Source organism: Streptomyces silvae (assembly GCF_016745505.1).
Lineage (GTDB): Bacteria > Actinomycetota > Actinomycetes > Streptomycetales > Streptomycetaceae > Streptomyces > Streptomyces silvae.
The window spans coordinates 19,244-31,850 of the sequence record NZ_JAERUC010000207.1 but is presented as its reverse complement, the minus strand read 5'-3'; the positions used below and the strand labels follow the sequence as shown (position 1 = coordinate 31,850).

At 74.5% G+C, this 12,607-nt stretch carries 7 protein-coding genes; all 7 read right to left on the bottom strand.

Annotated features, from left to right (window positions below; translation table 11 throughout):
* Nucleotide 1: 1 nt before the first annotated feature.
* The 7 genes from JKV81_RS35740 to JKV81_RS35710 all read right to left on the bottom strand — a co-directional run bounded on the left by JKV81_RS35740 (nt 2) and on the right by JKV81_RS35710 (nt 12,585).
* Complete coding sequence (locus tag JKV81_RS35740) at nt 2-3,334, bottom strand: FtsX-like permease family protein (protein ID WP_202079756.1); 3,333 nt, start codon at nt 3,332-3,334, stop codon at nt 2-4.
* Nucleotides 3,335-3,483: 149 nt separating this feature from the next.
* Nucleotides 3,484-3,888 (bottom strand): globin, encoded by a 405-nt coding sequence (locus tag JKV81_RS35735; RefSeq protein ID WP_099172619.1) that lies wholly within the window; start codon nt 3,886-3,888, stop codon nt 3,484-3,486.
* Between the two features lie 72 nt (nt 3,889-3,960).
* Complete coding sequence (locus JKV81_RS35730) at nt 3,961-5,484, bottom strand: FHA domain-containing protein (RefSeq protein ID WP_202079754.1); 1,524 nt, start codon at nt 5,482-5,484, stop codon at nt 3,961-3,963.
* A gap of 112 nt (nt 5,485-5,596) precedes the next feature.
* A complete protein-coding gene (locus tag JKV81_RS35725; RefSeq protein ID WP_129263023.1) occupies nt 5,597-6,958 on the bottom strand; it encodes a vWA domain-containing protein in 1,362 nt (453 codons plus the stop codon).
* 154 nt (nt 6,959-7,112) lie between these two features.
* Nucleotides 7,113-8,462 carry a PP2C family protein-serine/threonine phosphatase gene (locus JKV81_RS35720; protein WP_202079751.1) on the bottom strand — a complete coding sequence of 450 codons (1,350 nt, stop codon included), beginning with the start codon at nt 8,460-8,462 and terminating at the stop codon, nt 7,113-7,115.
* Nucleotides 8,463-8,464: 2 nt separating this feature from the next.
* The gene (locus JKV81_RS35715; protein ID WP_129263019.1) at nt 8,465-11,251 is read right to left on the bottom strand and encodes a serine/threonine-protein kinase; all 2,787 of its coding nucleotides are present in this window, start codon (nt 11,249-11,251) and stop codon (nt 8,465-8,467) included.
* Entirely contained in the window at nt 11,248-12,585 is a 1,338-nt protein-coding gene (locus JKV81_RS35710; protein WP_202079750.1) for a coiled-coil domain-containing protein, read from the bottom strand. Before JKV81_RS35710 ends, JKV81_RS35715 begins: the two co-directional genes overlap by 4 nt.
* Between the last annotated feature and the right edge of the window lie 22 nt (nt 12,586-12,607).

Below are 12,607 nucleotides of genomic sequence, written 5' to 3'. Positions count from 1 at the left end.
GTCAGTTGTCCCCCTGGTGGCGCAGCGACACCGCAGGATCGGCGCGGCGCAGTGTGACCGCGGCGACGATCAGCAGCGGCAGTGCGGCGACCGACGCGAGCAGGACCGCGACCTGGCCACCCGGCAGCAGGACCAGCACGTCCGGTACCGGCCTGGTGGCCTGGCCGGTCAGCACGACGAGCGGTACGACGGCCCGGGTGAGCACCGCCCCGAGGGCGAGTCCGATGAGCAGGGCCAGGGTGATCAGGACGCCCTGTTCGGCGGCCGCCGTCCGGGCCAGCCTGCGGCGGGGCGCGCCCAGCGCGCGCAGCACGGCGAACTCGGCGGCCCGCTCGCGCTGCGACCCCACCAGGCCGACGGCGAACCCGACGGCGGCGAGCGCGGCGGCCACCACGGCGACGGCCAGCAGCGCGGACTGCGGCCCCGCTCCCAGCGGGTCGTCCGCCAGCTCCCGCGCCACCTCGTCCCGCACCCGCACCTGCGCCGGATCGGTGCCGGGCAGCGCGCGCAGCTCCGCCGCCACCTTCGGGCCGTCGCCGGGCGCGGCGCTCAGCCACCACTCGGTGGGCGCGAGGGTGGCGCCCGTCCGGTGGGCGAGCACCTCCGACACCGCCCTCAGGTCCAGCAGCAGACTGCCGCCCGGCTTCGCGGACGACTCCTCCGTGACGCCCCCGGGCGAGCCCGCGGCCGCGCCGGGACCGGTCGTCGGGAGCTCCCGCACCGACTTCACCAGCTTCACCCGGACCGTGTTGCCCGCCAGCGTGAGGTCGATCTCCTGCCCCGGCTTCGCCCCCGCGTACGTCAGATACGCATCGGTGGCCACCGCCTTCAGCGCGGGGGCGGCGGGCCGGGCGGCGGTGATCCGGAGGGTGCCGACCGAGGCGCCGCTGCCCCAGAAAGAGTCGTCCGGCGGGAGGGCGTCGCTGTCGTACCGGAAGGACGGGGAGGCGCCCGAGCCGGTCACCTCCCGGACCTTCCCGCCCGGGCGGCTCTCGCCCCCGTCGGACAGGGTCGCCGCGGCCTGCCAGCGGACGCCGTCGGCGGCCGGTGCCTGCTGCTCGCTCCCGTCCCCGGAGAGGGCCCGGAGCCCCGTCACGGAGACCAGACGCGTCTCGGCGCGTACGGCGGGCACCTCACCGTCCACCTCGAAGCCGGTCACCGCCAGCTCGCCGGCGGCGGACACGGGGAAGGACAGGGGGTGCGTACCGCCGTCGACCGGCACCCTGCCCGCCCCGATCCGGTACCCGATGCCGTAACGGTCCTCCAGCAACACGCTGACCAGCACCGTCGAACCGGACGGTGACCTCCCGCCGGATGCCGAGGTGTCACGGATCCGCACATCGAACAGCGCCCGTTCGCTGCCCTTCGGCAGGACCACCCCGGCCCGTGCCGTCCTCGACGGGGCGATCGCTTCGAACAGCTCCCGCGAGGACGCCCCGGAGAGGTCCTCCCGTATCAGCATTCCCTCGTCCGCGTGCGCGGTGTCCAGGGCGAGCACCTCGGCCGTCCGGCCGCCGGAGAGGTCGGCGGTCGTACGGAAGGCGGGGGCCGCCTCCCGCACTCCCGGCAGTTCCGTGTACGGGGCGGCCTTCGCCGGGTCGCCCGACAGCGTGCCGACCATGCGCACGGACGCGCCGGACCTGAAGTCCGCCTGGTCGCTCTGCGAACGGTCCCAGGACGCGCTCTGGCCGATGGCCAGCATGCCCATCGCCACCGACAGCACCAGCAGCAGCACCGGTCCCGCGCCCCGGAGCGGCCGGCGGCTGAACTGCCAGCCCGCCAGGGCCGCCGACAGCCCCCGGCCACCCGCCGCACGGCGCTCCGCGAGCCTGGCGGCCGGCGGCAGCAGACGCAGGGTCAGGACGGTGCCCGCCAGGAGCGCCAGCGCCGGGGCGGCGACCAGCAGCGGATCGATGCCCAGCTCACCCGACCGGTCACCGCTGAGCGCGCCGCTGCCGGATGCCCCGGTCTGCCGGTCCAGCTGCCAGTAGGCCACCCCCGCGATCAGCAGCAGCCCGATGTCGGCGCCCGCGCGCACCGGTGTGGGCAGCGCCGCGGACCGGGCGCCCCGGCGGCCTCCCGCGCCCTCCGCGAGGGCCGGTGCGACCACGGCGAGCGCGCACACCAGCGCGACGGCGCCCGCGACCAGCCAGACCGTGCCGTCCGCACCGCCGTCGAGCCGCAGCCCGATGCGGCCCAGCTCGCTCCGGGAGGCCAGCAGCCGGGTCAGCGGACCGGCGAGCAGCGGCGCGACGACGGCGGCGGGCACCGCGAGCAGCAGCGCCTCGACGGCGGCCAGTGAGGCGATGCGGCCCCGGGATCCGCCCCGGGCGCGCAGCAGTTCGGTCTCACCACCGCGCTCGCTGCTCAGCAGCCGGGCCACGAGCAGCAGGGCGTACCCGGCGAGCAGGACCAGCTGCACCGCGACGATCATGATGGTGGAGCGGGAGACCAGCAGCGCCCGCTCGATCTGGTCGACGACGGTCGGCAGCGCGGTCCGCACCGTCGCCCCGTCCCCGAAGAGCGGGGAGGCGGACAGCGCCTTCGGACCGTCCGTCGCCGCCCGGTGCAGCGCCTCGGTCCGCCCGGTCGTCATCGCCCGGAAGTCGGCGGCGGCCAGCCAGGACACCGGCCCGGCGCTGACCCGGGAGGAGGCGAGCACCGCCGGGTCGGCCAGCAGCGGGCCGTACGTGGTGAAGACGACCTTGCGGGCACCGCGCCCGGCCAGCGGGTCCAGCTGCCAGTACGGGTCCTCCAGGTCGGACGCCTCGTACAGGCCGGTGATCTCGACGGGCAGCCGTGTCTCCGCCAGCCGGTCGGTGAGGGTGAGGCGGGAGCCCGGCTTCAGCTTCAGCGCCTCGGCGGCGGTGCGCGGCAGGGCGACCTGCACCCGTTCCCCCGCGCCTCCCGCCCCGGCGTCCGGCAGGCGCCCCGCGGTGACACGGATCCGGCTGCGGTCGAGCGAGGCGAGATGCGTCAGATCGGGCTCGTCGCGCTGCGCGGCGGGCGCCTGGGCGCCGGGCGGCAGTGCGTACGCCCCCGAGCTCTCCAGCTTCCGTACGGTCACCGGCAGCCCGTCGAACGTCTCACCCGCCGCCCGGCGTACGGCGGCGTCGGCCTCGTCCCTCTGTGCGCGGTCCACATCCGCGGAGACGAACAGGGACGCCTGCGCGGCGGAGCGGTGGGTGAGCGTGTGGCGCAGCGCGGCGTCGCCCATGGAACCCGAGAACGCGGTGAGCGCGGCCAGCACACACGTCGTGAGCAGGACGGCCAGGACCGCGGCGGCGAGGAGGAGCCGGTGCGCGCGCACCCGCAGAAGGACGAACCCCGTCACCTGATCCCCCGAACCTCAGCAGCCGCACGCCCCCCGACGTGTACCGGATGCTTTCAGAGTGCACGGGCTCCTGGAAACCGCTTGTGGGTGCACCTTGATGGGATCGTGACCGTTATGCGGCAGCGGAGCACCGCATTCCGCACGCCGGCTCATCCCTCCGTGTTGACCATCGAGGCGGCGGCGTAGGTGAGGTAGTCCCACAACTGCCGCTCCTGCTCGGGCGGAAGGCCGAGCTCGTCGAGGGCGGTCCGCATGTGCCCGAGCCAGGCGTCGTGCGCCGCCCGGTCCACCTGGAACGGGGCGTGCCGCATCCGCAGCCGCGGGTGTCCCCGCTGGTCGCTGTAGGTGCGCGGTCCGCCCCAGTACTGCATGAGGAACAGCGCGAACCGTTCCTCGGCGGGGCCCAGATCCGCCTCCGGGTACATCGGCCGGAGCAGCGGGTCGTCCGCGACGCCCTGGTAGAAGCGGTGGACCAGGCGCCGGAAGGTCTCCTCGCCGCCGACCTGCTCGTAGAAGGTCTGCTCCTGAAGCGTGTCGCGCGGAATCTCTGTCACCTGTCCATCGTCGCAGACACACCGGCCGAGGTCAGGAGTCCTAGGACTCCTGCCCCGGCCGGAGCGTGCGGTTCAGTCGCGGCGGACCGTGATCGTCGTCCAGGCACCCACGTGCACCTGGTCGCCGTCCTGGAGCGGGACGGGGACATAGGGCTGGATGGGGTCCTCGGCGCCGTTGAGCGTGGTGCCGTTGGTGGAGTTCTGGTCGACGACCGCCCAGGTGCCGTCCGGCTGCTGCACCAGCACCGCGTGCTGGTGCGAGACGCCCGGGTCCTCCGGCGGCACGGCGAGATCGATGTCGGGGGACTCGCCGGTGCTGTGCCGGCGGCGCCCGATGGTGATCTGGTTGCCGGTGAGCGGGAGGTGCTGCTCCGGGGAGTACGCGGGCAGGTTGAGCCCCGTCGCCTCGGGGCCGCTGCGCTGCATCATCGCCAGGAAGTAGTCGCGGTCCGGGCCGATGACGGCCGTCCAGCTGCCCGGCCCCTGGTCCCGTCCGCCCTGGGCGGGGCCCTGCCCGGGGAACTGCTGCTGCGGGGGCTGCGATGTCTGCGGAGCCAGCGGCGCCTGGGGCGTCTGCGGGCCCTGTTGGAAGGCCTGCGGATGCTGCTGCTGCGAGGGCGGCGGCAGCATCCAGTCGTCGTCCCCGCCCTGGCCCGGGGCCTGCGGGCGCTGGGGCGCGGGCGGCGCGGACTGCTGCTGGAACGACGGCGGGGGAGGAGGCCCCTGCCGGTGCGGCTCGAACGGCGACGGCGGGCCACCCTGGCCGGGACCCTGAGGGCCGCCGGGACCCTGCGGCCCGCCCGGACCCTGCGGGCCGGGACCCTGAGGGCCCTGTCCCTGCGGACCGGGACCCTGCTGGCCGGGGACCTGCTGGCCCGGACGGCCCTGCGGCTCGAACGGGGACGGCGGGCCCTGCGGGTTCCGGCCCTGCGGACCGGGGCCCTGCTGGCCAGGGCCTTGCTGTCCGGGCCCCTGCGGACCAGGACCCTGAGCGCCGGGACCGTGCTGTCCCCGCTGCTCCTGCTGCTCCTGCTGTCCCTGCTGACCCTGTGACTCGAACGGGGACGGCGACTGCTGCTGGAACGCAGGCGGAGGCGGCGGACCCTGCTGGAACGACGGCGGGGGCGGCGGCGGCCCGGGACGGCTGCCCTGCTCCGGCGAGAGCGGCTCGGCCGGCCGGTTCACCTGTGAGGGCCGGGAGCCCTGGTACTCGAACGGGTCCCGCTGCTGCTGCGGCGGCGGGGCCTGCTGCGCCTGGAAGCCGGGCGGCAGATTCAGCCCGGGAGCCGGGCCGCCCACGCCGCCCTGCGGGGCCAGCGGGGTGTACGACGTCGCCGTGTTGGTGAGGAAGTTCCAGCGGCACTCCTCGCAGTACGGCGCCATCGCCTCACGCGGGGTGCGGCACTGCGGGCAGAGCTCGGCCTGTGCGGTCGGCTCCCCGGAGCCGGGCCCCGGGTATCCGTAACCGGGCGCGGGCGGCGGGGGAGGCGGCGGCGGGACCGCGCCCGCGGGCGCGCCCGTCCCGGCCATGCGGTGTCCGCAGACCTCGCACCAGTCCTCGGAACCCGACTGGTGTCCGTTCGGGCAGGTCGGCATGTCGGCGCTTCCCCCTCTCCTCGTCCGGCCCGGAGGCCGCCATGCTGGTCGGTGCACCGTCCGGTCGGCCGGGGCGGCCCTCCGTACGGCTGCGTTCCTGTCGTCCGTGTCGCTATTTCTTGACGCGAACTGTCTTGGTCGAGCGCGTTTCGAGTGTCATCTCGTCCGCTTCCGCGACCCTCGCTTTCAGTCGCACAGTACCGGTCGCCGCGTCGACGACGTCGACCACCTTCGAAAGCAGTTTCGCAGTATCCGCGTTTCCGGAGACCGACGCGAGCTGCACCGCACGGCCCAGTTTGGCCGTCGCGCCGTCGAAGTCTCCCGATTTACGCGCATCGAGTCCCTGCTGGATGACTTGTGCCAGTTCCGCCTGTCCTGTGTAGTGCGCCACCTGAGGATTGATCGACGTGGACGCGACCATGTCGTCGGTCCACACGGCCCGTACGAGACCCTGGGACAAGGTCTGCGGGGTGCCCCCGCCGGACGGCGGCGGCAGGATCAGCGAGACCCGGGCCGCCAGCATCTCCTGGCCGATCCCGGCCTCCGGAACCCTCACGCACACGTGGTAGTCCCGGGATTCGTCGCCCCAGGAGCCGGTCGGGTAGTCGCCGGCACGCGGCCCCGCCTCGGTGCGGCGCCCGGTCAGATCGGCGACCGTCGGAGCCACCTGCTTGACGAACACGATCTCCACACCGACGGGCGTCCACAGCCGCAGGACCACGTCCGCGACCTCCTTGCCCATCGCGTTCTCCATCATCCGCGTGAAGTCCGCGGCGAGGCCCGCCGGATCCGCGACGATGTCCGCCGTGCCGAGCAGGGCGGAGGCGATCGCTGTGACCTCTTTCACCTCCCAGTCGGTGCCGACACCTCGCGCGTCACAGGTGAAACGGCCCGCACAGGAGTCCAGAGCGGCCCGCAGGTCCTCCGGGGACTCGTGCTCGTTGCGCCCGTCGGTCAGGAGGATGCCGTGCCGGATGTCGACCTCGGCGGCCCCGAGCAGCCGGTCGGCCAGCCGCAGCCATGTCCCGATCGCGGTGCCCCCGCCCGCGCTCAGCCGGCGCAGGGCTTCCTTCGCCTGGGCCTTGGTCACCGGATCGGCCGTCGCCAGCTGCCCGTTGCCCGGGTAGACGTCCTTGGCCACGTGCGTCCCCGCGACCACGGCGAACCGGGTGCCGTCCCGCAGGGTGTCGATGGCCGCCGCCGTCGCGTCGCGCGCGTTGCGCATCTTCGTCGGCGGGTAGTCCATCGAGCCCGAGCAGTCGACCATCAGGACCACGGCGGCGTCCGGCGCCTGTCCCGCACGGCGCGCCGAGGCCGGGGCCCCGTCGGCCAGCGGCACCCCGCCGGTTGTCCCCCCGCCCGTGGACGTGACGGTGACGATCGCGTTGACGTCGCGGCCGCCCTCGGGCAGGAATTCGTTCTGGTACACCTCGACGGAGAACTGCGGCACGCTGGACTTGGAGAAGTTGGCCATCTGATCGGCTCCTTGAGGCTCCACGTATGCAGGACGAAGACAGAGGACAGGCGTACGGACGGAGTTGACGGACGCCGGCCCGGAGCGCGGACGCGCGGGGCGGCGGGCAGGGCAGGGCTGGACGCCGCCCGGACGGCGGCGCCCCGATCGTGACTCAGGCCGATCCTGCCCCTGGGGCCGTCACGGCGAACGGCAGCAGCGCCACTGTTACGTTGTCGTGGCCCCCGCCGTCGAGCGCGTGACCGACCAGCACCTGGGCGCCGTGCAACGGCCGTTCGTACGCGTCGGCCGGCACGGCGGCGGCCATCTCGTCGGCCCCCTCCGCGTAGTTCCACAGACCGTCGGTGCAGACCACCACCAGGCCGGGCCGGTCGGGCTTGAAGGACGCGGTGTGCGGCTCCAGTTCGTACGCGTCGGCGCCGAGCCAGCCCGTGATCGCGTGGGCGCGCTCGTCGGCGTACGCCTCCGCCTCGTTCATCAGGCCGGCCGCCACCATCTGCGCGGCCCAGGAGTCGTCCTCCGTGAGCCGGGCCGACGCGTGGGAGCGGTCCTCGGGGACCCAGTAGACCCGGCTGTCGCCGACCCAGCCGACGACCAGCAGACCGCCCGCCATGATCGCGCCGACCAGGGTGCAGGCGGGGGCGTTCTGGTGGCGGTGCTGATCGTGCTCCAGCGCCTGACCGGGGTCCTGGGCCAGTGCGTTGACGGCCTCCGACGCGGCCAGGATCGCCTCGTGCATCGCCTGCTGCGGGTGCGTGCCGCGCGGCAGCGACTCCAGCAGCGCCTCGTTGGCGGCGCCCGCCGCTGCGGCCGAGGCCTCGTCGGGGCGGCTCGCCGAGGAGACACCGTCGCAGACGATGGCGACGACGGCCGGTGAACCGTCCGGCAGGGCCGTGGTGGACACCGCGAACGCGTCCTCGTTGCGGTGGTGGCGCAGCCCGCGGTCGCTGACCGCGGCCACCGGGCCGAGCTCCTGCTCCATGTGGTCGCGCTCGCGGGGCTGGGCATGACCGCAGTTCTCGCAGTAGCCGTCGGTGTCCACCCGGCCCGAGCGGCAGGCCACACAGACCTTGGCGCCCGCCGCCACGGCACCGGCGGTGGCGTGCTCCGCCGCACGGGGATCGGGTGCGGCCAGCTCGAAGTCGCCCGAGGCACCGCCCTCGGGGGCGTCCGGCTCGTCGTAGCGGACCGCCGTCCCCTCCGCGGTGGGCAGGGGCTTGCCGCCCGAGTCCACCCCCGGCAGATCGGCCGGCCGGTGCGTCGGCGCGGGGACGTCGGCGCTGTCCGTCACGGAGGCGGGAGGCCATTCCACCGGACCACCGGCGGCGGCCGCCCCGGCGCCCTGCGCGGGCACCGTGATGGCGACCGTCGGACGGTCGCCCGGCGGCGCGGGCACGGCCGACAGGTCGTACCCGCACGCTCCGCAGAACAGGTCGCCCGGCTCCAGCGGTTCCTCACAGCTGGGGCACCCCGGCAAGGAGGCCTGCTGGTGGCTCTGTGACATCTTCACACCCAGGTCCGGGGGCGGAAACGGTTGGCCCGCTCCACCAGTTCGATCCTCTCGTCGCCCCGCTGCGCGAGCCGGGCGAGCATCCTGTACGAGCGTTCGAGGCCGAACCTGAGGCCCCGCTCGTCCAGCTCACTGCCCAGCACCGTCCTCGGGCCCGCAGCCGCGGGAGAGGACCGAGCCGCCGGCTGAGCCGTGGGACTACCGGAGAGTACCCAGTCGAGTGCCGTCCCCAGCACCTCGGTCGACAACTGCTCACGTCTCACCGCGTCCAGGCCGTACTCCCGCAGCGCCGTCACCTGGTCCGCGGCGGCCGACAGATCGTCGATCAGCGGCTCGTGCGGGGCCCGCTCACGCAGCCTGGCCCGCACGGCGGCCACCCGGGCCGCCGTGTAGTGGATCGACGACTCCGGTACGGACTCCAGGGTGCGCACCGCCGCCCCCCGGTCACCCGCGGCGATCTGCACCCGGGCCAGACCGAACGCCGAACTCACGAAGCTCGGGTCCGTCGCCCACACCAGGCGGTAGTACTCGGCGGCGTTGTCCAGCTGCCCCAGGACCTCCGCGCAGATACCCAGCGCGAGCTTCGGCGCGGGCTCACCCGGGAAGGCGTCGTACACCGCGTCGAACGACAGCGCCGCGTTCTCGTTGTCACCGGTCACCAGCGAGGTGATCCCCCGGTACCAGACCACCCGCCAGTCGTCCGGGTGCTGCGTCTCGACCGAGGTCAGCGCCCTTACGGCGGAGTCGAGTTCGCTCATCTCCAGGCGGGCCCGCAGCTCCCGCAGCCGGGTCTCCAGCGAGGCGGCGGGCACCGAGTGCAGCGCGGCGATCAGCTCCGCGGGCGCCGACGCCATCACCCCGGCGAGGAAACCGGCGTTGGGGTCGTTCGGGTCGACCCGGGGCACCGGCAGGGCCAGCGAGGTCGCCCGCGCGTCGAACGGGGCCAGCCGGGGACCGGCGCCCGGGTACACCGCGGGGAGCACACCGGCGCCCTGGACCGGCGCGCGTGGGGCCGGAACGGCCGCCGGAGGCTGCGGATACGCCATCGCGCCGCCCGCAGCGCCGACCACCGCGCCGCCCGCCGGGCCACCGCCGGTGCCGCCCCGGACATGGGTGTCCGGCGCGTACAGCGGGCCGGCGCCGGGCGCGGTCGGCGGTACGGGGGCGATCGGCGGGGCGACGGGCGGGGCGGCCGTCAGGGACGGGGCCGGAAGTGTGGCTGCCGGGACAGCCGCTGCCGCCCGCCGGCGCCCGAAGCGGCCCGAACCGCCCGAGGGGCCCGTCCGGACGCCGAGCCGGGACACCTCACCGGCCAGCTCCGCGAACAACGCCGTGTCCGTCACCCGCAGTTCCGTGCCGAACAGCGTCGAGAGCGCCGGACGCGGACGCCCCGTCTGGAGGGCGACCACCTCCCGCAGCACACCCGTCAGCTGCTCCGCCATCTCCGCGGCCGACGAGAACCGCCGGGCCGGATCGGGGTCCGTGGCCCGAACCAGCAGCCGGTAGAACGACTCGTACCTGCGGAAGACCTCGATGTTGTCCGGGTCGGGGAGCGAGTCCACGAAGACGTTCGTGTACCCCTGGAAGTCGAACGTCAGCACCGCGAGGGTCCGCGCCACCGTGTAGAGGTCGGAGGCGACGGACGGGCCGACCTCCGCCACCTCGGGCGCCTGGTAGCCGACGGTGCCGTAGATGGCCGACTCGTCGTCGTCCATCCTGCGCACCGCGCCCATGTCGATGAGCTTGAGCTGGTCCTCGGTCTGGATCGCGTTGTCGACCTTGAAGTCGCAGTACAGCACGTTGCGGCTGTGCAGGTGGCCGAGCGCCTCCAGCGCCTCGATCCCGTACGCGCAGGCCTGCTCCACCGGCAGCGGATCCCGCTTGCCGGCCGGTGTGCGGCGCTCGTTGGCGATCTCCTTGAGCGACTTCCCGCCGACGTACTCCATCACTATGTAGCCGTCGAGGGAGCCGGTGCGCTGGTCCAGGTGCTCCACGAAGTTGTAGATGCGGACGATGTTGGAGTGCTCGATCTCCGCGAGGAAGCGCCGCTCCGAGATGGCCGCCGCCATGGCGTCCTGGTCCCCGGTGTCCAGCAGGCCCTTGAGGACCACCCAGCGGTCCGAGACCGCCCGGTCCACCGCGAGATAGACCCAGCCGAGCCCGCCGTGCGCGAGGCAGCCCGCCACCTCGTACTGCCCGTGCACGATGTCGCCGCCGCGCAGCTTCGGCACGAAGGAGTAGGGGTGCCCGCACTTGGTGCAGAACCCCTCGGTACGGCCCGGCCGCTCGCCCCGCGCCCGGCCCACCGGCGCACCGCAGTCCGAGCGCGAGCAGAACCGCTTCCGCTCGGGGACCTCGGGGTTCTGCATCACGGCCGTCTGCGGGTCGGGCCGCGGCACGTCCGGGACGAGCACCAGACCCGCGCCCAGCCTGCCGCGCCCCGAGGAGGACCCCGTCGAGACGCCCGAGGAGCGCACCGACACCGAGCGGGACGTCGAGCTCCCGGACAGGGAGCGGGAGAGCCGCCCGGAGACCGAGCGCCGGGAGGTCGACGAACGGGACGAGGAGCGCGCCGACGCCTGCGAACCGGTCCGCTGCGAGGTGCTGCTGCTTCCCCGGCCGCCGGCCCCCCGGCCGCCGCCCGCGATGCCGGTGGGCGGCGAACTCACCATGCCCGTCGGCGACACGACCGGCGCGAGGCCGCAGGTGTCGCAGTACAGCTCGCCCCCGCCCATGTCCTCGTAGCTGCCCTCGCACGTGGGGCGCTGGCACTCCGTACTCACGATGTCTCCCCCTGTCCGCCGTGCTCGCCCCGGGGGCGCGGTGTCAGCAGATCCGTGGCGGCCCGCTGGTAGCGCAGGACCGCCTGTTCGGCGACGCGCAGATCGCACGGTGCGCTCCACAGCATCCGGCGGGCCGCGTCGTACCGCTCGATCAGGAGCGGGTCCTCGGCCAGCCCGTGCCGGGCCACCTTCGCCTTGTACGCGTCGAGCCTGCCGCGCAGCTCCGCACGGACCGCCAGCGGCGCCGTCACGGACGTCAGCGACTCCCGGGCGCGCAGCAGCTCGTCCTCGGCCTCCCGCTCCAGCGAGTCCAGCAGCGGCGACAGCCGGTTCCACTGGGCGTGCCTGCGGTACTCGGAGGCGGCGGCCAGCCGCTCCTGGAGCGCGGTCGGCGGGCCGCTGACCGCGGGCACCTCCGAGGCGGCGATCTTCGCCAGCACCTCGCCGCGCGCGGAGCGGGCCTCCGAGAGCGTGCGGTCCGCGCGGGACAGCACGTCGCGCAGCTGGACCAGGCGCTGTTCGGCGTCCTGCCGGACGGCGAGCACCGCCTCGATCTCCCGCCGTACGTCCTCCAGGGCGCGGGCCGCCCGGTCGTAGCGCGAGGTGTCGGGGCGACCACCGCCGGGGGCGGCGCTGCCCGGCCCGGGCAGCCAGAACGCCAGGGGGTCGGAGATCACCTGCACCCGCAAGGTGGTCAGTTCCTGGGTGATCGACTCCAGGTCGTCCCCCGCCGGATGCTCTCCGGGGCGTACGCCGACGGAGTGCGCCAGCGAGCGCGTACGGCGCAGCTCCGCCGCGAGAAGGTCTATCCGGGCGGGCAGCGCCGACCACACGGAGTCCGCCGCGACGACCATGTCCAGCGAACGGGCGTACAGGTCGTTCATCCGGGCGACCAGCTCCTCCAGCGTGAACCGCTCGGAGAGCCTGGCCGGGCCGCCGGTGGCGGGATCCGCGCCGACCGCACCCGGGTTGGCGACCGTCACACTGTCGCCGCGCAGCACCTCGGTCAGGGCCGCCAGGTCGTCCTTGCCGGGGTAGCGGCGCCCGGCCCGGATCTCCCGGGCCCGGGCGAGCGCCGCCGCGTAGGCGTCGAAGTACCCCCACAGCAGGGTGATGGACTGTTCGGCCGAGGCCCAGCGTTCCTTGGTGACGCCGGTCAGGTCGGCGCCCTCCAGGAGCCGGCGGCCGGCGTGGTCCTGCAGGGCGAGGAGCGAGGTCTCGATGGCCTCGTGCTCCGCGCCGAGCCGGGCCAGCGCACGGTCCGCCTCGTCCCGGTCCATGACCGGGCCGGGGGGCCTCCCCGTGAATCCGGGGAAGGATCCCGCCACGCCCATCGATCACCTCTCCGTATCGGCC